This is a genomic window from Sinomonas humi, assembly GCF_000802235.1.
Lineage (GTDB): Bacteria > Actinomycetota > Actinomycetes > Actinomycetales > Micrococcaceae > Sinomonas > Sinomonas humi.
Genome location: NZ_JTDL01000037.1, coordinates 273,448 through 294,406, shown reverse-complemented (window position 1 = coordinate 294,406; position 20,959 = coordinate 273,448). Strand labels below are relative to the sequence as shown.

Annotated in this window: 25 protein-coding genes and 1 pseudogene; 10 read left to right on the top strand and 16 right to left on the bottom strand. The window is 67.5% G+C overall.

The features are described 5' to 3' along the window. From LK10_RS23105 to LK10_RS03715, 4 genes and pseudogenes are all read right to left on the bottom strand, one after another. Positions 1–128, bottom strand: a pseudogene (locus LK10_RS23105) (IS256 family transposase); the annotation flags it as partial. A 61-nt stretch (positions 129–189) separates the two neighbouring features. Then, positions 190–804 carry an extracellular solute-binding protein gene (locus LK10_RS03725; protein ID WP_081998241.1) on the bottom strand — a complete coding sequence of 205 codons (615 nt, stop codon included), beginning with the start codon at positions 802–804 and terminating at the stop codon, positions 190–192. Positions 805–880: 76 nt separating this feature from the next. Continuing rightward, positions 881–1,801, bottom strand: a complete 921-nt coding sequence (locus LK10_RS03720) for a carbohydrate ABC transporter permease (protein ID WP_043120118.1) — start codon at positions 1,799–1,801, stop codon at positions 881–883. Then, complete coding sequence (locus LK10_RS03715) at positions 1,798–2,769, bottom strand: carbohydrate ABC transporter permease (protein WP_408021431.1); 972 nt, start codon at positions 2,767–2,769, stop codon at positions 1,798–1,800. The genes LK10_RS03720 and LK10_RS03715 overlap by 4 nt, the downstream gene beginning before the upstream one ends. A gap of 135 nt (positions 2,770–2,904) precedes the next feature. On the opposite strand from LK10_RS03715, the gene LK10_RS03710 reads away from it, so the two are divergent. The 9 genes from LK10_RS03710 to LK10_RS03670 all read left to right on the top strand — a co-directional run bounded on the left by LK10_RS03710 (position 2,905) and on the right by LK10_RS03670 (position 9,512). Further along, on the top strand, positions 2,905–3,915 hold the full coding sequence (locus LK10_RS03710) for a P1 family peptidase (protein WP_043120115.1): 1,011 nt from the start codon (positions 2,905–2,907) through the stop codon (positions 3,913–3,915). 193 nt (positions 3,916–4,108) lie between these two features. Then, complete coding sequence (locus LK10_RS03705; RefSeq protein ID WP_052206896.1) at positions 4,109–4,960, top strand: type IV toxin-antitoxin system AbiEi family antitoxin domain-containing protein; 852 nt, start codon at positions 4,109–4,111, stop codon at positions 4,958–4,960. Between the two features lie 339 nt (positions 4,961–5,299). Then, positions 5,300–5,521 carry a translation initiation factor IF-1 gene (gene infA, locus LK10_RS03700; RefSeq protein WP_011775571.1) on the top strand — a complete coding sequence of 74 codons (222 nt, stop codon included), beginning with the start codon at positions 5,300–5,302 and terminating at the stop codon, positions 5,519–5,521. Between the two features lie 64 nt (positions 5,522–5,585). Continuing rightward, complete coding sequence (gene rpmJ, locus LK10_RS03695; RefSeq protein ID WP_011775570.1) at positions 5,586–5,699, top strand: 50S ribosomal protein L36; 114 nt, start codon at positions 5,586–5,588, stop codon at positions 5,697–5,699. Between the two features lie 182 nt (positions 5,700–5,881). Next, positions 5,882–6,259, top strand: coding sequence for a 30S ribosomal protein S13 (rpsM, locus tag LK10_RS03690; protein ID WP_043120113.1), 378 nt, complete (start codon positions 5,882–5,884; stop codon positions 6,257–6,259). 34 nt (positions 6,260–6,293) lie between these two features. Next, positions 6,294–6,698: a 30S ribosomal protein S11 gene (rpsK, locus tag LK10_RS03685; protein WP_043120112.1), complete on the top strand. Its 405-nt coding sequence runs from the start codon at positions 6,294–6,296 to the stop codon at positions 6,696–6,698. 126 nt (positions 6,699–6,824) lie between these two features. Then, on the top strand, positions 6,825–7,835 hold the full coding sequence (locus LK10_RS03680) for a DNA-directed RNA polymerase subunit alpha (protein WP_043120111.1): 1,011 nt from the start codon (positions 6,825–6,827) through the stop codon (positions 7,833–7,835). A 63-nt stretch (positions 7,836–7,898) separates the two neighbouring features. Further along, the gene (gene rplQ, locus LK10_RS03675) at positions 7,899–8,519 is read left to right on the top strand and encodes a 50S ribosomal protein L17 (protein WP_043120110.1); all 621 of its coding nucleotides are present in this window, start codon (positions 7,899–7,901) and stop codon (positions 8,517–8,519) included. Positions 8,520–8,564: 45 nt separating this feature from the next. Further along, positions 8,565–9,512 (top strand): tRNA pseudouridine synthase A, encoded by a 948-nt coding sequence (locus tag LK10_RS03670; RefSeq protein ID WP_081998240.1) that lies wholly within the window; start codon positions 8,565–8,567, stop codon positions 9,510–9,512. On the opposite strand, the gene LK10_RS03665 is transcribed toward LK10_RS03670, so the two are convergent. Continuing rightward, positions 9,509–11,167, bottom strand: coding sequence for a sensor histidine kinase (locus tag LK10_RS03665; RefSeq protein ID WP_052206895.1), 1,659 nt, complete (start codon positions 11,165–11,167; stop codon positions 9,509–9,511). The two genes, LK10_RS03670 and LK10_RS03665, sit on opposite strands and share 4 nt — an antisense overlap. A gap of 130 nt (positions 11,168–11,297) precedes the next feature. Between LK10_RS03665 and LK10_RS03660 the strand changes: the two genes are divergently transcribed. Next, positions 11,298–12,119, top strand: a complete 822-nt coding sequence (locus LK10_RS03660) for a response regulator transcription factor (RefSeq protein WP_043120108.1) — start codon at positions 11,298–11,300, stop codon at positions 12,117–12,119. Positions 12,120–12,183: 64 nt separating this feature from the next. Here LK10_RS03660 and LK10_RS03655 read toward each other — a convergent pair whose 3' ends face one another. The 11 genes from LK10_RS03655 to LK10_RS03605 all read right to left on the bottom strand — a co-directional run bounded on the left by LK10_RS03655 (position 12,184) and on the right by LK10_RS03605 (position 20,857). Further along, positions 12,184–12,603 carry an Hpt domain-containing protein gene (locus LK10_RS03655; RefSeq protein WP_052206894.1) on the bottom strand — a complete coding sequence of 140 codons (420 nt, stop codon included), beginning with the start codon at positions 12,601–12,603 and terminating at the stop codon, positions 12,184–12,186. A 3-nt stretch (positions 12,604–12,606) separates the two neighbouring features. Next, entirely contained in the window at positions 12,607–13,497 is an 891-nt protein-coding gene (locus tag LK10_RS03650; RefSeq protein WP_043120107.1) for a type II secretion system F family protein, read from the bottom strand. Between the two features lie 10 nt (positions 13,498–13,507). Beyond that, the gene (locus LK10_RS03645; RefSeq protein ID WP_043120105.1) at positions 13,508–14,440 is read right to left on the bottom strand and encodes a type II secretion system F family protein; all 933 of its coding nucleotides are present in this window, start codon (positions 14,438–14,440) and stop codon (positions 13,508–13,510) included. Further along, on the bottom strand, positions 14,431–15,897 hold the full coding sequence (locus LK10_RS03640) for a CpaF family protein (RefSeq protein WP_052206893.1): 1,467 nt from the start codon (positions 15,895–15,897) through the stop codon (positions 14,431–14,433). Before LK10_RS03640 ends, LK10_RS03645 begins: the two co-directional genes overlap by 10 nt. Beyond that, positions 15,894–17,093: an AAA family ATPase gene (locus LK10_RS03635; RefSeq protein WP_043120104.1), complete on the bottom strand. Its 1,200-nt coding sequence runs from the start codon at positions 17,091–17,093 to the stop codon at positions 15,894–15,896. The genes LK10_RS03640 and LK10_RS03635 overlap by 4 nt, the downstream gene beginning before the upstream one ends. Further along, complete coding sequence (gene cpaB, locus LK10_RS03630; RefSeq protein ID WP_043120102.1) at positions 17,090–17,809, bottom strand: Flp pilus assembly protein CpaB; 720 nt, start codon at positions 17,807–17,809, stop codon at positions 17,090–17,092. The genes LK10_RS03635 and cpaB overlap by 4 nt, the downstream gene beginning before the upstream one ends. 33 nt (positions 17,810–17,842) lie before the next feature. Next, entirely contained in the window at positions 17,843–18,889 is a 1,047-nt protein-coding gene (locus LK10_RS03625; protein WP_043120100.1) for a pilus assembly protein TadG-related protein, read from the bottom strand. Then, positions 18,877–19,248 (bottom strand): TadE/TadG family type IV pilus assembly protein, encoded by a 372-nt coding sequence (locus LK10_RS03620; protein ID WP_043120098.1) that lies wholly within the window; start codon positions 19,246–19,248, stop codon positions 18,877–18,879. The genes LK10_RS03625 and LK10_RS03620 overlap by 13 nt, the downstream gene beginning before the upstream one ends. 95 nt (positions 19,249–19,343) lie before the next feature. Beyond that, entirely contained in the window at positions 19,344–19,523 is a 180-nt protein-coding gene (locus LK10_RS21690; RefSeq protein WP_043120096.1) for a Flp family type IVb pilin, read from the bottom strand. After that, positions 19,520–19,729, bottom strand: coding sequence for a Flp family type IVb pilin (locus LK10_RS03610; RefSeq protein ID WP_043120094.1), 210 nt, complete (start codon positions 19,727–19,729; stop codon positions 19,520–19,522). Before LK10_RS03610 ends, LK10_RS21690 begins: the two co-directional genes overlap by 4 nt. A gap of 171 nt (positions 19,730–19,900) precedes the next feature. Beyond that, positions 19,901–20,857, bottom strand: coding sequence for an acyltransferase family protein (locus tag LK10_RS03605; RefSeq protein ID WP_043120092.1), 957 nt, complete (start codon positions 20,855–20,857; stop codon positions 19,901–19,903). Between the last annotated feature and the right edge of the window lie 102 nt (positions 20,858–20,959).

Here is a 20,959-nt window from a genome sequence, read left to right as displayed (position 1 = left end):
CTCTTGGTCAACCCGGCCAGCAGCCCGCCCGGGCCCACCAGGCTCACGCCCTGCTCGCGCGCCTGCTCCAGCAAAGACTCAGCGAGCTCCTTTTGATCGATGATCTCTCCCGTCACGGGATCGATCATGTCGGTGGTCTCGGTCATTGCCCTTCCTTTCGGTCAGGCCACGCCGTTCACACCGTTTTTCTTACAGTCCCTCCGGGAGACCAGCGGTCTTGAAGTGATCTTTGTTGTAGTAGAAGAGTGGGGTCGATCGGCCGTAAGGCAGAGCCCACTGCTTGTTCGCGTACTGGTAGTCCTTGACGAGGGAGTCGCGATAGTCGCCCATCTGGACGTTGAGCTGCTTGTTGAGCGAATCAAGCGGAATGATGTTGCGGTTGATGTAGTAGCGGAACCACCACACATCCGAGAGGACGACGACGCCGGGGAGCCCGGACTTTGCGGCCTGGGCGGTCTGGAACTTCTGCGCGATGTCCTCGTAGTTCGCCCCCGCGGTCACGATGTTCACCTTGATGCCCGGGTTGGCCGCTTGGAACTTGTCGACAAGCTGCTGCTCGACGGCTTGGGACTGGCCGGGGTGGTTCGTCCAGAAGTCGATGCTCGAGGCTGGCTTGACGTTGGTGAAGTCCAAGTCCGCGTTCTGGTTTGTAGCCACGCTGCCGGAGGTATTCGGACCGGCGCATGCGGAGAGGGCGAGCACTCCCGCTCCAGCCGCTGTGAGGCCGAGGAAGCGGCGACGGCCGAGAGCGGAGACGGGACTGATGGGAGTCTGGACGGTGGGGCTGACGGGAGCGGGTGCCATGGTGGGCCTTTCAGGGTGCGGTGGGTTGTGGCGAGTGCGAGTTGGTTGGGCGAGTGGAGCGGAAGAACGAAGGTGTCTAGTTGGCGACGCTGCCTTGGGTGAGGCCTGCGACGATGTAGCGCTGCAGCATGGCGAAGACGACGAGGACCGGGATAATGACCAGAACGGCGCCAGCCATGAGGATTCCCCATCCCGAGCCGGTGTTTCCCTCGGAGTTCTGCAGGAGCGTGAGCCCGACGGGCAGCGTCATGGTGTCCGGGCGGTCCGTGATGATGAGCGGCCAGATGTAGTCGTTCCATTCGTTGACGATGGTCACAAGAGCGACTGTCGCGATCGAGGGCAAAGACACAGGTGCCACGATCTGCCAGAGACGGCGCCAGTGACCCGCGCCGTCAAGTTCCGCGGCCTCGAGCAGCGAGCCCGGGAGCGTGAGGAAGTGCTGCCGCAGGAGGAACGTGCCGAACGCTGTCCCGAGGCCGGGGAGGATGATCCCCCAGAGAGTGTTCTTTCCGCCCATCCCAGCCACGAGGATGAAGTTCGGCAGGATCGAGACCTGCGGCGGAACCATAAGGGCTACGAGGACGAGAACGAAGATCGCCTTCTTGAAGGGAAAGCGCACGAACACGAGCGCATAGGCCGTGAGAATCGCGAGGAGCACCTTTACCCCGGAACCGACGAACGTCACGATCGCCGAGTTGAGGAAGAACTGGCCGAACGGGACCGTCGTGGTCGCCTGCACGTAGTTGTCCGCGTAGAACTGCTCCGGGAGGATCTTGAGCTCCGTGGTGACGATTTCGCTCGGCGTCTTGAGCGAGCTCAGCACCATCCAGGCGAGCGGGAGGAACACCATGAGCGTCGCCAGCACGAGCGGGACGTAGCCCCCCGCGAGCGTCCGGGCAAGGTTCGCCTTGGAGAGCGCGCGCGGGTGCGGCGGCGGGTGCGCATCCGGCGCTTGGGATTCCATATCGACGACGGCCATTGGCGTGGGCGCGCTCATGAATAGTGCACCTTCTTCTCGACGAAGCGGATCTGGACGACCGTGACGACCAGCAGGATCACGAAGAGGATCACCGAGATCGCTGCGGAGTACCCCGCCCGGTTGTACGCGCCGAATGCCTGGAGGTACGCCTCGTAGATGAGGGTGCTCGTCCCGTTGCCGAGCGGCGTCATGATCCGGATGAGATCGAACGCCTGGAGGCTCGAGAGGATCGTCGTGATGAGCAGGAAGAACGTGGTGGGGGAGAGCAGTGGCAGGCTGATGCTCCAGAACCTGCGGATTCCGCCCGCCCCGTCGAGCGCGGCTGCCTCCATGACGTCACCCGGCAGCGATTGGAGCCCCGCAAGGTAGACGACGGCACAGTAGCCAAGGTTCTTCCACACGTAGACGATGACGACCATCGAGAGCGCGAGCTGAGGGTCGTTGAACCACTGTGGGCTGGCAAGCCCCCCGGCGCGGAGGATCCACGCGAGCGCGCCGTAGCCCGGATCGAAGATGAACATCCAGACGAGACCGACGCCGACTCCGGAGAGGACGAACGGCGCGAAGACTGCCGAACGCGCGAACGTCGTGCCCCGGACCTTCGTGTTGAGCGCGAGCGCCACGAGCAGACCGAGCGCCATCGAGAGTCCGACGGTGAACACAGTGAAGGCGAGTGTTGTCCCGAGAACGCGGGATGCGTCGTCGCTCGTGAAGAACTCGATGTAGTTTGCGAGGCCGACGACGCGGGCCGTCTCCGCGCCGAGGGTCCAGTCGAGTATCGAGTACTGGATGTTGGCGACTAGCGGCCGGTAGGTGAAGACCGCGATGAGCATGAGGTTCGGCAGCGCCATCGCGAGGAAGACGAGGAAGTCGCGTCGGCTCCTTGCCGACCAGCGTGAGCGTGGCCGTCGATTGCGCTGATCGGAAGCGAGGGGAGCGACCCCAGCGTCTCGTGGGTCCAATTCGAGTTTGGTCATAGCAGGCATCAGTGGACCACGACGATTTGGGCGAAGATGGACGGAAAGTGCGTTCCGCCTGAGTGTTACCTGAGAGGTTGCCGAGAGTTCACTGCTTGTTGGAGCGTCCGCCATGCTTCGGGGTCGGTGCGGCACAATGTCCCCATGGGATCCCTCCTCGATGTCCCCGGGATACGTGTGGGCCACGCTCAGCGTGTCGGAGACGGCTGGCTCACCGGAGTGACCGCGGTCCTGGCGCCGCCCGGGTCGGCTGGGGGTGTCGATGTCCGCGGCGGTGGTCCAGGAACGAGTGAGACCGACGCGCTCGATCCGTCGACCCTTGCCCAGAACGTGGACGGCGTGGCCCTCTGCGGCGGGAGCGCCTACGGGCTGGCGGCCGCGGCCGGGGTCCAGCAGTTCCTCGAGTCAGAGGGCCAGGGTTTCCCAGTCGTGGGCGGGGTGGTGCCCATCGTGCCCGCCGCCGTGATCTTCGACCTGGGTCGGGGCGGGGACTTTGGCAAGCGCCCAGACACCGCAATGGGGTTCGAAGCCGCGGCTGCCGCTGTCGGTTCGGGGCAAGCGGACGACGGCGCGCTGCGCGGCTGCGTGGGCGCCGGCACCGGCGCGGTCTTCGCGCGAGGACGGTATAAGGGAGGCGTAGGCATGGCGTCGGTCGCGCTCCCTGCTGGGCCGGTTGAGGGGCCGCCGGGCGCGCCCGAGGTGGTCCTGCCGGAGGGGCTCGTGGTGGGCGCGCTCGCCGTCGTCAATGCTGCGGGGGCGCCCGTGTTCCCCGAGGCGCCGCCCGCCAACGTCGAGCCGACCCTCGTGGGCGGCCAGGCGCCGTCGTCCGCCAACACGACCCTCGCCGTCGTTGCGACGAACGCGGCGCTCACCCCCGCTGAATGCAAGCGGACGGCGACCGCGGCCCACGCGGGCCTCGCCCGCGCGCTCAATCCCAGCCACACGCTCGTGGACGGGGACACGATCTTCGCGCTCTCGACCCGGGCCGTCGAATTCGAACGCGAGCCCGACTTCGCACGTCAGCTAGCGCTCTTCTTCGTCCAGACGGCCGCAGCCGAGGCCGTTCGTCTTGCGATTCTCGACGCCGTCCGCTCGGCGTCTACGGTCACGACGCCGGCCGGGACCTGGGAGCCCTACCCCGCCCCACCGGCCTAGCTGGGCGCCGGCCTAGGCGCGGCGCCGCCGGACTTTCACCACTTTCTGCACCCCAGCTTCGGCGAGTTTGTCGGCGCCGTCGGCGGTTCGCGCCGTCGTCCGCCCGGAAGTTGGTGAAACTCCCACGGCGGAGTTATCCACATAGCCTCTCGAACGCCCCCGCAGGCCCCGCGCGGTGGGAGACGATGGCGGTGTGGATCCCGCTCACCTCCTGCCTCGCTGGGGCGGCCTCGCGCGAACGAGGCAGCTTCTCGCGGCGGGAGTGACCGAGCGGGAGCTGGCGCAAGCAGTGAAGGCGGGCCGCTTGGAGCGTCCGAGGCCTGGCATCTACGCCCTTCCCGGAGCCGACCCTCTCCGTGTGCGGTGTGCGGCAACGAACTCCCGGCTGACCTGCGTCTCTGCTGCAGATCACTACGGGCTCTGGACGCTTCGCCGCCCGGAAGAAGTGCATCTTCTCCGGCCGGACGGCACCTTCTCCTCCGAGCGGGCAGTCGTGCACCGGAAGAGTTGGCTCCCCGGGGAGCCGGATGAGTGGGTTGCCTCGAAGGCGGACGTGCTGCTTCACGCCCTTCAGTGCCTGCCCGAGCTCGAAGCCTTGGTCATGGTCGAGTCGGCTTCCCATCAGGGCTTCTCGATGGACTTCCTGCGCGACCGGCTCCCAGGCCGCCGGAACAGTCGGGCGCGGCGCATCCTCGACCTGGTCGACGTCGGGGCAGAGTCGCTGCTCGAGACGCTCGCACGCACTCACCTCCGCCGCGCGGGGCTTCGCGTCGAGCCGCAGGTCGACATTCGCGGCGTCGGATCGATGGACCTGCTCGTCGAGGCCTGCGTCGACGTCGAGACCGACGGCAAGGAGCATGAGGGCCCCAAGCGCAGGCTGAAGGACTACCGCCGCGACAACGCCTCCCAGGCGCTGGGCTTCGCCGTGGCCCGGTTCGGGTATGCGGACATTGTTTACCGGCCGGAGGAGATGGTGCGACAAGTCTGCGCCATCGTGGAGGCGCGGCTGGCGCTCGGCGGCCTCCCACGGCTCGACCTGCTGTAGGGATCTCGCCTTAGCGCGGGAGTCTCACGCTGCCTCGGGGCTGGCCCATTACGGTCGGAGTCTCACCACCTTTTGGGCGGACGACGGCGCGACCCGCCGCCGGGGAAGGGGACCTGCCGCTAGTGCCCGACTGAAGCTGGTGAAACTCCAACATGCCGTGATCCGCCGGGAGATCGCGTGTACGATAGGCGGATTTAACTTCCGGCCCGGTCTGGCGTACAGTTGTTTGTTGGCTGTCGGCCCAGCTGTGCCCTTTTCGGGGAGCTGCCGCTAGTCGAATCAACCATAGACGACCACCGGGCGCACCTGTGCCCGGCGGCACAACAGATAGCGGAGGCTATGGCCAAGAAGGACGGTGTCATCGAGATCGAGGGCGTCGTGACTGAAGCGCTGCCCAACGCGATGTTCCGCGTTGAGCTGACGAACAAGCACGTCGTGCTCGCACACATCTCCGGGAAGATGCGTCAGCACTACATCCGTATCCTCCCGGAGGATCGCGTGGTGGTGGAGCTCAGCCCCTACGACCTGACCCGCGGCCGGATCGTCTACCGCTACAAGTAAGCAGCGCGGCCAGGGGCACCTGGCCGGTCATGCTGACCACCTGCAGAACACGCAAAGGAATGCCATGAAGGTCAAGCCGAGCGTCAAGCAGATCTGCGACAAGTGCAAGGTGATCCGCCGCAACGGTCGGGTCATGGTGATCTGCGAGAACCCGCGCCACAAGCAGCGCCAGGGCTGATTCCTCCTTACGAGGAGACAGCTCGGGCGGCGCCCACGCAATAACTAGAGAAGGCAGCACAAGCTGCGCTGGGACGAATAACAGAGCCCGGACAGCTAACCCCCGGCCCGGAGGCTGGGGCCGTACTGAAAGTGCGGGTGTACTGCCTACGACCTCCGGACAACACAAGGAGAACCGCCACTATGGCTCGTCTCGCTGGCGTTGACATTCCCCGCGAAAAGCGGCTGGAAATCGCGCTTACTTACATCTACGGCGTGGGTCGCACCCGTGCGAAGGAGACGCTCGCTGCCACTGGCATCAGCCCGGACGTCCGCGTGAAGGACCTCTCGGACGCTGAGCTTGTCCAGCTGCGTGACTACATCGAGGGCAACTACAAGGTTGAGGGTGACCTTCGCCGCGAAGTGGCCGCCGACATCCGCCGCAAGGTCGAGATCGGCAGCTACGAGGGCCTGCGCCACCGCAGGGGCCTCCCGGTCCGTGGCCAGCGCACCAAGACCAACGCCCGTACCCGCAAGGGTCCGAAGCGGACCGTCGCCGGCAAGAAGAAGGCCGGCCGCTGATCGCGGCTAGCGTCACCAAGAAGTAGGAGTACTCATGCCCCCGAAGACTCGTGCGACCTCGGTCCGCAAGCCGCGTCGCAAGGACAAGAAGAACATCGCGCTCGGCCAGGCGCACATCAAGAGCACGTTCAACAACACGATCGTTTCGATCACGGATCCTTCGGGCGCCGTGATCTCGTGGGCCTCGGCCGGCGAGGTCGGCTTCAAGGGCTCGCGCAAGTCGACCCCGTACGCCGCCCAGCAGGCCGCCGAGTCCGCTGCGAAGCGTGCTCAGGAGCACGGCCTCCGCAAGGTCGACGTGTTCGTCAAGGGCCCGGGTTCGGGCCGCGAGACCGCGATCCGCGCCCTTCAGGCCGCGGGCCTCGAGGTTGGCTCCATCCAGGACGTCACCCCGAGCGCACACAACGGCTGCCGCCCCCCGAAGCGCCGCCGCGTCTAACTGGTTGTCGAAGGTCCTGGCCGGCTGAGGGGAACCTCGGCCGGCCAGAGGCCCGTTACTTGGTCAGACCGTTTTCCATCCATCTGTGTTGCGTCATATAGCGGATGCTCGCTGAAAGGAAACTACGTGCTTATTGCACAGCGCCCCACACTGTCTGAAGAAGTGGTGTCCGACAACCGCAGCCGATTCGTCATCGAGCCGCTGGAGCCCGGTTTCGGATACACGCTCGGCAACTCGCTGCGCCGCACCCTGCTGTCCTCGATCCCGGGGGCTGCAGTCACCAGCATCCGGATCGACGGCGTGCTGCACGAATTCACCACGGTTCCCGGGGTCAAGGAAGATGTCACTGAGATCATCCTGAACCTCAAGAGCCTGTCCATCTCCTCCGACCAGGACGAGCCGGTCGTCGCCTACCTGCGCAAGCAGGGTCCGGGCGTCGTCACCGCGGCGGACATCGCTCCGCCGGCCGGTGTGGAGATCCACAACCCGGATCTGCACATCGCCACGCTCAACTCGAAGGGCAAGTTCGAGCTCGAGCTCACGATCGAGCGCGGCCGCGGCTACGTCTCGGCTGCTCAGAACAAGTCCGCCGACTCGGAGATCGGCCGGATCCCGGTCGACTCGATCTACTCGCCCGTGCTGAAGGTCACCTTCCGCGTCGAGGCGACCCGTGTCGAGCAGCGCACCGACTTCGATCGCCTGATCGTGGACGTCGAGACGAAGCCGGCCATCAAGCCGCGCGACGCCGTCGCCTCCGCCGGCACGACCCTTGTCGAGCTCTTCGGCCTCGCCCGTGAGCTCAACACGGCGGCCGAGGGCATCGAGATCGGCCCGTCCCCGACGGACGCTGCGCTCGCTGCGGACATGGCCCTCCCGATCGAGGACCTGGACCTGACCGTGCGCTCGTACAACTGCCTCAAGCGCGAAGGCATCCACACCGTGGGTGAACTCGTGGCGCGCTCCGAGGCCGATCTGATGGACATCCGGAACTTCGGTGCCAAGTCCATCGACGAGGTCAAGGCCAAGCTCGTCGAGCTCGGTCTCTCCCTCAAGGACTCGCCTCCAGGTTTCGATCTCGCCGCTCGCGCTGCAGCGATCGACGAGGACGAGGCTCCGTACGGCGACGACGACCTCTAAGCCACCATGAATTGACCGTGGCCGGGTGAATCCCGGCGGCGGCCCACCCGAGGAGAAACTACTATGCCTGCACCCGCCAAGGGTCCGCGTCTGGGCGGTGGCCCGGCGCACGAGCGCCTTATGCTCAACAACCTTGCCGCTGCGCTCTTCGAGCACAAGCGGATCACCACGACCGTGACGAAGGCCAAGCGCCTCCGCCCGGTCGCGGAGCGCCTCATCACGTTCGCGAAGCGTGGCGACCTCGCCTCGCGCCGCCGTGTCCAGGCGGCCATCTCGGCACGCACTGCCACCAACAAGGGCATCATCCACGAGCTCTTCACGGAGATCGCCCCGCAGCTCGCCGAGCGCGACGGCGGCTACACCCGCATCACCAAGATCGGCAACCGCAAGGGCGACAACGCTCCCATGGCGGTCATCGAGCTCGTGCTCGAGCCGGTTTCGGCGAAGCAGGCTGTCGTGCGGGAGGCCGAGGGCGCTGCACAGCGTGCCGCGGCTCCCAAGGCCGAGCCGGCCGTTCAGGCCGAGGCCCCCGAGGCTCCGGTCGAGGAGACCGCCGCCGAGGAGACCGCTCCTGAGGCCGAGGCAACCGAGGCCCCCGCTGAGGAGACGGCCGCTGAGGCTCCTGCCGAGGCTGCTGCCGAGGAGACCCCGGCCGACGAGGCCGAGGGCGACGACGCCAAGTAAGCCGCGCCGTCGGGCGCCGCGAGTGGCGCCGATAGACTGGGGCGCATGAGCGCAGAGAAGGCCCCCGTTCCCGATTCCGGGAACGGGGGCCTTCTCGCATCCAGCGCCGGGGCGGCATCCAGCGCCGGGGGGTCCCATGCTGTCCGGGTCCGGTTGGATATCGCGTACGACGGCGGCCCCTTCAACGGCTGGGCCGTGCAGCCGGGCTTGCGGACCGTCCAAGGGTGCCTCGAAGAGGCGCTCGCCCTGATCCTGCGGCGCCAGGTGCGGGTCGTCGTCGCCGGCCGCACGGACGCCGGTGTCCACGCCAGGGGCCAAGTGGTCCACGCGGACCTGACTGCGCACGAATGGGAGAATCTCCCGCGCCGCTCAGACGCCGAGCCCGAAGCTGTCTTGGCCCGTCGGCTGCGGGGGGCCCTTAGCCGCGTCCTCGGCGAGGCGACGGGCGCGATCGAGGTGCGGCGCGCCGTCGTGCCTCCCGTCGGCTTCGATGCCCGCTTCTCCGCCCTGTGGCGCCGCTACTCGTACCGCATCGCTGACCGGCCCGAGCACTGGGACCCGACCCTCCGCGGGATCACGCTGTGGCACAAGGCCGCCCTCGACGTCGGCCGCATGAACGGCGCCGCCGCCCAGCTGCTCGGCCTGCAGGACTTCCTCGCGTTCTGCAAGCCGCGCGAAGGCTCGACGACCGTGCGCGTGCTGCAGGACTTCTCGTTCGAGCGCACCCCTGAGGGCGTCGTCGTGGCCCATGTTCGGGCGGACGCGTTCTGCCACAACATGGTGCGTGCCCTCGTTGGCTCGGCGTTGCGAGTGGGGGAGGGCCTCGAACGCCCGGAGTGGCTGCACGAGCGGATGCTCGCCAGGGTCCGCGACGCGAAGACGAAGCTGGCCCCCGCCCACCCGCTCGTGCTCGAAGAGGTCGGCTATCCGGAGACCGCCGAGGACCTGGCAGCGCGCGCCGAGCAGACGCGTGCTCTCAGGGACCCGGCCTAGTCGGACGGCCCGGAAGCGGGCAGATAGAGCGTGAAGACGCTCCCGCGGCCCGGGTCGCTCACCACCTCGAGGCGCCCGCCGTGCCGCTCGGCGATCCAACTGCAGAGGGCGAGGCCGAGGCCGACGCCCGGGATGTCAGAGCGCCGCGCCTCTGAGGTCCGGAAGAAGCGCTCGAAGATCCGCTCGCGCTCGTCGGCCGAAATGCCCATGCCGCTGTCGCGCACTTCGATCGCGACCCAGCCCTCGGAACGTCTCGCGCGCAAGGTGATGGTGCCGCCATCCGGCGAGTACTTGATCGCGTTCGAGAGCAGATTGTCCACGGCCTGCCCTACGCGCAGCGGGTCGATGCGAGCCCAGAGCGAATCTTCGAGCTCGACGGCGAGCTGGACTCCCGCGGCGACGGCAGCGAGCCGCGCCGCGTCCGCTCGGCCCTCGAGGACGGGCCGCAGGTCTGCGAAGCCGAGGCGCACCGGGATGGCGTTCGACGACGATGCGACGAGGTCCGCGGCAAGGTGCAGCAGCCGCTCTGCGCTCCTTTCGGCCACTTCGAGACGGAGCCGATCATCCGGGGTGAGCTGCTCGGATTCGAGCACGAGGTCGAGGTTCCCGAGGACGGCGGTGAGCGGCGACCTGAATTCGTGGGCGACCGTCCTGACGAGTTCGGCCTTGTCGTCAACGGCGGTGGCGAGGGCGGTGACGTCCCCGAAGGCCAGGACAGCGCCGCCTTCGGGGCCTTCGATCGGGCGCGCGACGATTGAGAGCGCAACGGCGTCCGGCCCTGTCCCGAGCCAGTACACCTCGCCATCGATGCGTTCCCCTGCAGCTGCCCGCACGAAGGGCCACTGCTCCCGAGCGACGGGGGTGCGCCTGTCCTGGGCGAGGAACGCCAGCTTGGGACCACCTGCGCTCATCGCGGGAATCCAGCCCGAGGCGGCCAGGAGCTCCTTGAAGCGGCGGTTCGAGCGGACCGGCAGACCGTCGGGTCCGATTGCGACGATGCCGACGTTGACGGCGTCGAGGATCGCTGCGAGCAGACGCTCCGTGGACTGCGATTCGGCCAGCAGCGCGCGGAGCTGCTCGCGCTGCGTCCGGAGGAGCCGCTCCTGGACGCGGAGGCCAGCCGTGGCGGCCCGGATCGCGACGGCCACGGTCAGCATGAGGACTGGGAGCAGGAGGGAGTAGCTCGCGCCGGCCGGGAAGCCTCGCCTCACGGCTTCTGTGAGGGTGGGGGTGGAGATGAGCAGGGGCCCGACGAAGCACGTTACGAGCGTCCAGACGACCGAGCGCATCGAGACCGCAATCCAGATGACGGGGAAGACGGCGAGCGTGCCTAGCCCCTGAAGCGTTCCGTCGCCGGCGTTGCGGATGAGGCCGATCGAGACGAGGTCTGCGATCGGGATGACGAGGACGGTCTGCTCGGGGAGTCGGTCCCACGGGACGGTGAGGCATGCCGCGCCGGCCCCGCACACGAGGAGGAACCCGGCGATGATGAGCGGGCGCGCGGATTCGCTGTTCCACGGCCCGGGGGCAGCGACGGCCACTATGACAATCGCAGCGACGAGCGGGAGCTGCCAGAGCGCAACTCGAGACGTCGAGCGGAGACGTTGGAGGTACTTCTGCGCGCGCTGAACGACCACCTGTTCGTTGGCCGACACGTGGCTCCTTCCTCTACCCCCCCTTTATGACACATGTACTGGTGTGATATTTGCGTCAGTAATGAGAATATGACATGAGATATACCCTTGAATGACAAGGGCTGTCGATGCGGGGACAGGAGAGACAGCGATGGACGACTTGGGCGTGGCCTTGGTGGTCGAGGATGACGACGACGTGCGGCATCTCGTTGAGGACGTCCTGCGGCAGGCGGGATTCGAGGTGATGAGCGCCGCGACGGGCAAGGAAGGCGCGGAGATCGCGCGGCGAGAGGACCCTGCCGTCGTGACGCTCGACCTTGGCCTGCCGGACATCGACGGCTTCGAGGTCCTGCGGCGCATCAGGACGTCGAGCGACGCGTACGTCGTCATGCTCACGGCACGGGATGAGGAACCCGATACCCTGCTCGCGCTCCAGTCCGGAGCCGACGACTACCTCACCAAGCCCTTCCGCCCCCGCGAGCTCCGAGCGCGGATTGCCGCGATGATGCGGAGGCCGCGAGCTGGCGTCGGCGCCAAAGCGCCCCTAGCACCACACGCGGCGCCCGCCGCGGCTGAACCGACCCTCGCGAACACGCACCTGCGCCGCCCGCTGCCGGAGCGGACGACGGCGCCGCGACCCGACGCGCTGTTCCGTCACCGAGGCCTCACTCTCGACCCGCGCACGCGGACGGCAACGCTCGCAGGCGACGAACTGGAGCTCACTCGCACCGAATTCGACCTCCTGCACGCACTTCTCCGGGCCGGTGGCGCCGTCATTTCGCGCGCCGACCTCGTGCGTGTCTCGCGCGGCGAACGGTTCCGGGAGGACTCCTACGTGAGCGAGGCCGATGAGCGCGCCGTCGAGGTTCATCTCGGCAACCTGCGGCGCAAGCTCGGGGACGACCCGCGGCAGCCGCGGTGGCTCGTCACCGTGCGCGGGGTGGGGTACCGGCTCGCGCCCGCAACATCCTGAACTCTTGTCGGCCTGGAACTCTTGCCCGCCTGAAGCGACCTGACCCCCGAGCCCAGGGGCGCGTTCAGACCCTCGGCGAGCTCCCGCCGTCGTCCGCTGTCAACACCGCAACCGTCCGCTCGCCGCATTCGACGATTTGGGGGAGAAGGCGCGCCGCAGTCTCGGTGCCCTCGGCGCGCAGCCTCCGCTCGAGGTCGCATGCGAGGCCCGCGAGTCGCGCCGCGCCAACCATGGTCGAGGAGGTCCGCAGGCTCAGCGCGGCGTCGTGGGCAGCGTCGTAGTCGTTGCGCCCGAGCGAGGTGCTGAGGTTGTCCCGGCGGCGGGGCCAGATCCGCACGAAGTCGCGGGCGAATGACGCCGCCGACTCCGGGCCCACATCCTCGGCGAGGACCCGCAGGGCAGTGGGGTCGACGAGCGGCAGCGCGCTCCCCGTGTCTTCCGACGGGATGCCGGGTGCCATCATGACCGTCTCCTTCCGGCTCATACGCTACCGTCCTGAGAGAGTCGCGATGGTGTTGATGACCGCGGGTCCGAGGATCGCGATGAACAGCACCGGGAATATGAAGAAGAGCAACGGGAAGAGCACCTTCACGGGGAGCTTCATCGCCTGTTCCTCGGCCCGCTGGCGACGCCGGACGCGCATGGCCTTGGCCTGGATGCGGAGCACCCTGGCGATCGCGATGCCGTACGCGTCTGCCTGGACGATGGCCTGGACGAAGGTGCGGACTTCGGGGGCCGTCGTGCGTTCGGCGAGGCCGAGGTAGGCCTCGCGCCGAGAACGGCCAACCTGCATGTCCTGCAGCGTGCGCACGAGCTCCTCCGAGAGGGGTCCCTTGCCGTTCGCGCTGGCCCGCGAGAGGGCCGCCTCGAAGCCGAGGCCCGCCTCGACCGAGATGAGGAGCTGATCGAGGGTGTTGGGGAGGTCCGTCTGGATGGTCTTCTGGCGCTCCATCCCGCGGCTGAGCAGCATGAGGTCTGGCACCATGTACCCGAAGATCACGAGGAAGAATGCGATGAGGCGGAACGTCGGTGCGGAACCCATCGAGACGAGGAGCATCCCGCAGACGGCGCCGACGACGCCGAGGGCCGGCTTCGCGGCGAGCAGCCGCCCGAGCGGGAGGGACGCAGGGCGTCCCGCGAGGGCGAGGAGCCGATCGAGTCGACGCACGTAGGCGGCGGGAGTCAGCCGGCGTGCGATCCGCTCGAACACTGTGCTGAGACTGGAACCCGATTCGGGAGCGGCTCCGACCGGCGCGATGCCGCGCCCGAGGTTGGTCTGGATGGCGCGCACCTCGCGCCGATCCACGGAGAGCAGGGACCACAGAAGCGCCGCGACGGCGACGCCCACGAGGGACGCTGCGAAAAGGGGAATGCCCATCGGTATCTTCCTAGAACTTGATCTGGATGATCTTGCGGAGCCAGAACGCGCCGATGCCCATGAGGACGACCGAGGCAGCGATCATGGCCCAGCCGAGCGGATTCGTGAACATCGGGGTCATGTAGGTGGGATTGACCATCATGAGCATGACGACGATGCCAACCGGAAGTGCCATGAGGATGTACGCGGAGAACTTGCCTTCCGCGGCCAGGGCGGAGATGTGGCCCTTGATCTCGCTGCGCTCGCGGATGGTCTCGTTGACCTGGTCGAGCACGTCGGCGAGGTTGCCGCCGACCTCGCGGTTGATCTGGATCGCCTGGGACACCCACACGAAGTCCTGGTTCTCCATGCGGGAGGCCGTGTCCCCGAGCGAGGCGAGCAGGTCGCGTCCGAGCGCCGTCTCGTGGATGACACGGCGCATCTCGTGCGCGGTCGGCTGGGGGCTCTCCGCCGCCGCCGCGTCGATGGCCCGCAGGATGCTGTGGCCGGCCCGGAGGCCGCCGGCGAGGAGATTCAGAGTATCCGCGAGCTGAGTGTCGAACTTCTTCCGGCGCCCCGCGATCCGGGACCGCACCACGAGCTGAGGGGCCAGCGGGGCGATGATCGCGAGCAGGAGGCCGAGCCCGAGGCTGCCGCCGAGAAGCCCGAGCGCGATGCCCGCCGCCATTCCGGCGATGACCCAGATGAGCAGGTCGGCCTGGCGCACGTGGAGGCCGGCCACGTCGAGCAGTTCGGGGGAGACGACGCGGAACCGGCGCCCCGAGATCCACCCCTGAAGGGCATCCGCGATGCCGGTCGCGGCCCGGCTGAACGCGCCCTCGCTCTCCGCGACGACCGGACGCCGCCGCGAGACGGGGAGGGCCCGGTGGCCGGGGCGCAGCACGAGAACTGCCGAGACGAGGCCGCCCGCGAGGATGAGGCCACAGCCGAGCATCACTTCCATGGCTGCTGCTCCTGATCTCGCTGGGGTGGGGTGAAGATGCCGGGGCGGACGTTGATCCCGAGGTCCTCGAAGCGCTCGAGGAACCGCGGGCGTACGCCGGTCGCGATGGCGCTTCCGCGGAAGCGCCCGTTCGCGTCGAGGCCTGCTGCGTAGTCGAAGACGAACGCGTCCTGGAGAGTCACAATCTCGCCTTCCATGCCCTGCACCTCCGTGATGTGGGTGATGCGGCGGGAGCCGTCGCGCATACGGGAGATCTGCACGATGAGGTTCACGGCAGAGGCGATCTGCTCGCGGATAGCGCGCAACGGGAGGTCCATGCCCGCCATGAGCACGAGGGTCTCGAGTCGCGCGATCGCGTCGCGCGGTGAGTTGGAGTGGACGGTCGAGAGGGAGCCGTCGTGGCCCGTGTTCATTGCCTGGAGCATGTCGAGCGATTCGCCGCCACGGACCTCACCGACCACGATCCGGTCGGGGCGCATACGGAGCGAGTTGCGGACGAGGTCACGGATCGTGACTTGGCCCGTGCCCTCCGTGTTCGGGGGCCGGCTCTCGAGCCGCACGATGTGCTCCTGCTGGAGCTGAAGCTCGACGGCGTCCTCGATCGTGACGATGCGCTCGTCGTCGGGGATGAAGGAGGAGAGGACGTTGAGCAGTGTCGTCTTCCCTGTGCCCGTACCGCCCGAGACGATGATGTTGAGCTTGGCCTTGACGCACGCCTGCAGGAGTTCCGCCATCTCGAGCGTGAGGCTGCCGAACCCGATGAGGTCACGAACCGTGAGCGGGATTTTGCCGAACTTTCGGATCGTGAGCGACGAGCCGCCGACGGCGAGGGGCGGGATGACGGCGTTGACGCGCGAGCCGTCGGCGAGGCGCGCATCCACGAGCGGTGAGGACTCGTCGATGCGGCGGCCGACGCGGGAGACGATTCGCTCGATCACGGTGCGGAGCTGGGTCTCGGAGGTGAAGCGGAGCTCCGAGAGCTGAAGCTTGCCCTTGCGCTCGATGTAGATCTGGTCGTGCCGGTTGACCATGATCTCGGTGACGTCGTCATCGTCGAGCAGGCGCTGGAGAGGGCCATAGCCCAGGACGTCGTCCTCGATGTCGCGCAGGAGGCGGGAGCGCTCGGCGGTGCTGAGCGGGACGTGCTCTTCGTCGATGACGTGAGTGAGCTCGTCGCGGGCTGCGGAGCGCAGCTCCTCTTCCGTGGCCCCTGAGTCGCCGAAGCGCGAGCCCATGCGCTCGAACAGGGCGTCCGCCGCGCGCTGCTTGAGACCGGCGAGGGCGTCGGAGGGCAGGGTCTTGGGAGCACCCGGCACCGGGGGCAGGGCGAACGCGGAGAGGTCGGGCGCGATGGGGTCGACGACGTCGACGCCGGTGCTCCCGGCAGCGGCAGGCGCCGCGGGAGCGGCGGGGACCGGACGGCCTTCGGCGATGCCGATGCGCTCGGAGAGCTTCACGAGACCACAACCCTTCGGTGGACACGGCGGCGAGCCTTCGCTGCGCCGTCGGGCGTGAACCGGTCGACGACGTCGCCAAGCGCCGTCGTCGCCTTGTCACGGCGAGTGGACTGGAGGACGGGGATGCCACGGTTGGTCGAATAGGAGACCCAGCGCGAGCGGGGCACGCTCACGTCGACGGGGACGCCGACGGTAGCCTCGACGTCGCGCACGCTCAGGCCAGCCTTCGAATCGGCCATGTTGATGACGAGGTGACGTGTTTCGGGCAGGAGCCCCAGACGGCCCAGGACGTCGAGGCTGGAGCGCAGGCCGCGGACGCCAGGGACATCCATCCCCGTGACCCACACGCCGTCGGTGCACTCCTCGAGTGCCGAGAGCGTGCACTCGCCGAGGCCCGGCGCGGTGTCCACGATCACGTACTCGAACTGGTCCGCGAGCTGGCGGATGAGCCGGGCGACCTGTTCGGGAGTGATGTGGTCCGCCTCAACCGGGTCGCGGGGAGCGCACAGTGCGTAGATGCCGGCCGGATGGAGGGTGAGGAACGCCTTGAGCACGAGCGAGTCCTGCGCCGCCGCGCGGGAGACGCCGTCCGTGACGGTGTGCTCCGGGTCGAGATCGAGGCCGGAAGCGACGTCGCCGAACTGGAGGTCGAGATCGACGATCACGACGTTCATGGGGGAGACCTTGCCGAGGCCGACGGCGATGTTCGTCGCGAGCGTCGTCTTGCCGACGCCGCCCTTGGGAGAGAAGACGCCGATGACGCGCCCCCGGTGGTCGTCGCCCAGAGCTGGGACGCCAGCCTCACGGCGGCGGCCCTCCGAAGTCTGCACGGAGCGCTGGAGGATGACCCGCAGCTGCTCTGGCTCGACGTTGGCCGAGACCACGTCGCGGATGCCCGCCCGCATCGCCTGGAGCATCAGCTCGGCGTCCGGTTCGGCCGCGAGCAGCACGGAGACATCAGGGAAGCGGACGTCGAAGACCGTGGCGAGGCGCAGCGCGCCTTCGAGCGCCACGCCGGGCCCGAGGACGACGACGGAGGGCCGCACCCCGCCGAGGAGCTCGAAGATCTGCTCGGGCTGCTCGGGGAGTTCCGCCGTGGCGACGGTGTGCACGCCACCCGGCAGGGCGCCGTCGACCGCCGCCCGCATGCGCTCCGCGAAGTCGGGACTCGGGGTGATCAGCACGAAGCGGCTCATTGGTACACCTTCGATCGGTCGATCGGGCTCGGGGTGGTCTGCGGGAGGTTGGCCTGTTCCTTGCTCAGCCAGATGGTGCCGAACTGGGCCGCGAAGACGATTTTCGTGGCCTCGACGTCGTTGACCGCGACGGTCAGCGTGATGGTCCCTGTGGCCGGCTTGGCGTTGTCGATGGGCTGGGTGACGCCCTGCACGGAGGTAATGAGCACCGAGTGGTACACCAGCGCCGTGCTTTCGGGGCCGCCGCTGGGGAGGGCGCCGTGGTCGAACGAGAGGAAGATCCCCACCGTGTCCCCCGCCTGGAGCTTGCCGCCCACCGCCCGGTCCGCGTTCACCGTGAACGAGACCTGCTGGAGGCCCGCCGGGACCGCCACCGAGCCGGGTGCGGTAAGAGTGCTCGGGTCTGCGAGGTGGTCAGAGAGGACCTGTTCGCCAGGCTGCATCGCCGCGGCGACGACCTTGCCGGACATCCCGTCGAGGGAGTGCAGGGCCGTCGGCGCGACCGCGCTCGCCGGCAGCGACTTCAGCTGCACCGAGCCGCTGATGTTCGCCGCCGGCGTGCCCTGGGGGATTGCCTTCGTGACGACCAGGACGTCGGTCGGCTGCATTCCGGCCTGAGCGCGGGCGTCGGCGCCGTTGGCGTATGAGATCACCAGCACGACGCCGAGGATGGCCGCGACAAGGGCGGCGGCGCCGGCAACGAGTCTGGACTTCACGATGCTCCTGAGTTCTGTGGTTTGGGGTGGGGATCAGTTGGTGAGGTTGACGACAGTCGCTCCGAAGCTCGTTGATGGGCCGAGCTGGTAGACGCTGTTGAGGTCGACGTACGTGATGAACTGCCCAATGATTCCGCGGCAGTTGCCCGAGCAGCTCAGGGCAGAGGAACCGTTGGGGGAGGTGTAGTTGTAGGCACTCGGGCTGTTGCTGCCGAAGTTCCAGCCGATGACGTTGTAGGCCGCGAAGCCCGAGAGCGTGTAGATCGAGCCGCTGCCTGTGCCGGTCACGCCGGTGAAGACGGGCAGGAGGACGACGACACGCTGGCCCGCTTGGAGGGTGTTGACCCAGTTCTGCAGGATCGTGTTGCAGTTCTGAGGCGGATTGTTGCCGGGGTCGCTGCCGCCCTCAGACGTCGCGATGTTGATCGTCGCCCCGCACTGGCCCGAGTCCTGGACGAGCCAGCCGAAGCCGCCTGGCACGACCTGGCCCGAGGGGCCGTAGTTGCAGTTTGGGTTAGCACCCGAACCGTGGCTTTCGAGCAGCTGGTAGTCCCCGTTGATCATGCCTTGAACCTGGCACACGGAGAAGGCGAGCGGGAACGGGGCAATGCCTTTGCTGGGGCTGCCCCAGGCCACCGTTGCTGTTGCTCCTAGCGACGCGCTCGTGATGCCGAGCGTCTGGGCTAGGAACAGCGAGACCGAGCCTGGCTGCATGCCGGGCTGGAGAGGCTGCGTGACCGCGGTGACTGTCTGCCCCGTTGTGTCAACGGTCAGGGAGGCGATGCCCGCCTGCCCAGCGAGCATGTTGGACTGCGCGAGCGAGGTGGCGAGGGTTGAGGTACTCGTGCATTGGGGGTCGGTCAGGGAGGCAGCGCACTTCTGGCCAACCGCGAGCGCGGCTGCGTCCGCGCCGCTCTGAAGCTGCGCGCGCTTCCCGTAGAGCATTCCACCGTCGACGGCGAGGGCGCCCACAGCGAGCAGCACGACCAAAAGCAACGCCGTCACGACGGCGACGGCTCCGCGCTCGCAGTCCGCTCCGGCGTCGTACTGTGAGCCGAACTTCGAGATCAGCCGCCGCATAGCATGACCCCCTTCCCCTGAAGAGGGAAGGTGCCGAAGAAGCCGGTGCCCTTGAACGTGTAATTGACCGTGAAGGTCACCTGGGTTCCTGACGTGCACGTGGTCGGCGAGGCCGCGAACGAGGACGCCGGGAGCTGGCCAAGCGGTGAAGCCGCGGTCTGGGCCGCGGTCACCGCGGCGGACTGGCTGTTCTGGAGCGCCATGACCCGGGCTCCGGCGCGCGCAGCATATGTAAGCGTCTGCTGAGCGCTGAAGATCCGGCCGAAGTCTAGGATGCCGAGCACCAGCAAGAGCAGAGCTGGCAGCAGGAGCGCGAACTCGACTGCTGCGGCTCCGCGTTCGCGGTGCTGGGCCTGCATGGGGACTCCTCTGCTGTGTGACGAGGCGAAGGGTGCGGACACGTCGAGGCCGCCCGGGCGCCGGCATGATGCCGGATCCGGGCGGCCTCGGCGGATCACGGGTTGGTGGTGGGAACCTGCCCGGCGACGTTGTTGAACATCGTCTGGAGATTGCCGCCAAGGAGGCTGACGGCAACGATGATGACGACGGCGATGAGGGCAACCATGATGCCGTACTCGACGGCGGTAGCGCCCTTTTCGCCCGAGAAGATGCGCCGAATCACGGGGCGGCTCACGGGTTGGTGGTGGGGACCTGGCCGGCGACGTTGTTGAACATCGTCTTGAGGTTGCCACCGAGGAGGGTCACCGCAACGATGATGACGACGGCGATGAGGGCAACCATGATGCCGTACTCGACGGCGGTCGCGCCCTTCTCGTCAGAGAGGAAACGTTCCTTGGCCTTGATGCCGAGGACGTGCATTGAAGCGATAAGAGAAAGCATGTCTGGCTCCTGTTGGGGGGGTGGTTCCGCTGGCGGTTACCAGCTCCACGATCAAAGTTAGGAGCGGGGACATAGCTCAGGAATGAAACTTGCTTGAAGCTCGGTGAAGGCTTGGAGAGTCCGTGGAAAGCGAGGGCTCCTTGCGTATTCCTTGAGGTAGAGCTTGGGGAATTAGTGGGCGCTAACGAGCTCCATGTGAGCGTTCTGGCGCGATGGCTGAGATTGCAGCCAGCGGTGGTCCAGCTGTTCGACTACGACGCTGCTCGCGAACGCGAAGGGCAGGACGGCGATGAGGGCTACAGCCGCGTAGCCGAGCGGCGGCAAAAGGGCTGGGAGGTGCAGTGCGGCGAGCAGCTGCTGAACCGGCCAGCCGTAGAGGTAAATGCCGTAAGCGACGTCGCGACTCAACTGGATGCGGGCCAGGCTCCTCAGAGAAGCAGCCGAGACGATCAGATAGGTGAGGGGCAGGGCGGTCAGGACCGGGCCCAGGCCCGTGATGAGGAAGGCCAACGCGAGGGCGGCAGCGAGCATCGCCGGGAGCAGTTCTACATGAACCTGCTCGCGATAGAAGGCGAGAAGGGAACCCGCGAGGAAGAACGCGATCAAGGGGAGGACGAAGGCGGTCCGGTCGGGTTCGAAGCCTTTGGCGAAGATCTGGCTGCTGTCGGCTGCTGTCGTCGCGGCGAGGAGGAGCGCGATCACTGTGCGCGCGTGCCGCTCCGCCGAGCGGCGACGGAGCAGGAAGACGACGGCGGCCACGATCACGTAGCAGAGTGCCGCCCACGTCAAAGTCCAGAGAATCCCGTTCCAGTCGAGGTAATCGACGTTGCCTTTCAGCGAGGTGCCGATCGACGGTGCGGTTGTCAATCCGCTGAGGACCAGGACCGCCAGCCCCAGGAACGCGAGGCCAGAACGGATCTCATAATGGCCACCTGTCAGCAATGCACCCAGAGGGGCGGCAAAGAAGGCAACTGCGATCGCGGCTACGACAAGACCTGCATAGAAGGGGAACATGCGAGCGGATGCAAATTCCCGGAACGAGGATGCACGCTGGGCGCTCACGGTCGTCAGATAACCCGAGATGGCGAAGAAACCCAGAATCCCGGCGGTCCCGAGCTTGATTCCCAAGAAGGCTGGCTGTGGGCCATAACCTCCTATCCACCAGGCATCGGAAGCTATGACCGCGGTGGCGAAGAGGAACCGGAGCACATTCAGGGCGTTTGCAGAGGG

What these genes read in the sequence shown, in the direction of transcription:
- rplQ (WP_043120110.1), top strand. Translation starts at nt 7,899, where the DNA reads ATGCCTGCACCCGCCAAGGGTCCGCGTCTGGGCGGTGGCCCGGCGCAC.
- LK10_RS03625 (WP_043120100.1), bottom strand. Translation starts at nt 18,889, where the DNA reads ATGCGGCGGCTGATCTCGAAGTTCGGCTCACAGTACGACGCCGGAGCG.
- LK10_RS03635 (WP_043120104.1), bottom strand. Translation starts at nt 17,093, where the DNA reads ATGAGCCGCTTCGTGCTGATCACCCCGAGTCCCGACTTCGCGGAGCGC.
- LK10_RS03655 (WP_052206894.1), bottom strand. Translation starts at nt 12,603, where the DNA reads ATGAGCCGGAAGGAGACGGTCATGATGGCACCCGGCATCCCGTCGGAA.
- infA (WP_011775571.1), top strand. Translation starts at nt 5,300, where the DNA reads ATGGCCAAGAAGGACGGTGTCATCGAGATCGAGGGCGTCGTGACTGAA.
- rpmJ (WP_011775570.1), top strand. Translation starts at nt 5,586, where the DNA reads ATGAAGGTCAAGCCGAGCGTCAAGCAGATCTGCGACAAGTGCAAGGTG.
- LK10_RS03670 (WP_081998240.1), top strand. Translation starts at nt 8,565, where the DNA reads ATGAGCGCAGAGAAGGCCCCCGTTCCCGATTCCGGGAACGGGGGCCTT.
- LK10_RS03725 (WP_081998241.1), bottom strand. Translation starts at nt 804, where the DNA reads ATGGCACCCGCTCCCGTCAGCCCCACCGTCCAGACTCCCATCAGTCCC.
- LK10_RS03710 (WP_043120115.1), top strand. Translation starts at nt 2,905, where the DNA reads ATGGGATCCCTCCTCGATGTCCCCGGGATACGTGTGGGCCACGCTCAG.
- LK10_RS03650 (WP_043120107.1), bottom strand. Translation starts at nt 13,497, where the DNA reads ATGGGCATTCCCCTTTTCGCAGCGTCCCTCGTGGGCGTCGCCGTCGCG.
- LK10_RS03620 (WP_043120098.1), bottom strand. Translation starts at nt 19,248, where the DNA reads ATGCAGGCCCAGCACCGCGAACGCGGAGCCGCAGCAGTCGAGTTCGCG.
- rpsM (WP_043120113.1), top strand. Translation starts at nt 5,882, where the DNA reads ATGGCTCGTCTCGCTGGCGTTGACATTCCCCGCGAAAAGCGGCTGGAA.
- rpsK (WP_043120112.1), top strand. Translation starts at nt 6,294, where the DNA reads ATGCCCCCGAAGACTCGTGCGACCTCGGTCCGCAAGCCGCGTCGCAAG.
- LK10_RS03720 (WP_043120118.1), bottom strand. Translation starts at nt 1,801, where the DNA reads ATGAGCGCGCCCACGCCAATGGCCGTCGTCGATATGGAATCCCAAGCG.
- LK10_RS03660 (WP_043120108.1), top strand. Translation starts at nt 11,298, where the DNA reads ATGGACGACTTGGGCGTGGCCTTGGTGGTCGAGGATGACGACGACGTG.
- LK10_RS03610 (WP_043120094.1), bottom strand. Translation starts at nt 19,729, where the DNA reads ATGCTTTCTCTTATCGCTTCAATGCACGTCCTCGGCATCAAGGCCAAG.
- LK10_RS03645 (WP_043120105.1), bottom strand. Translation starts at nt 14,440, where the DNA reads ATGGAAGTGATGCTCGGCTGTGGCCTCATCCTCGCGGGCGGCCTCGTC.
- LK10_RS03715 (WP_408021431.1), bottom strand. Translation starts at nt 2,769, where the DNA reads ATGCCTGCTATGACCAAACTCGAATTGGACCCACGAGACGCTGGGGTC.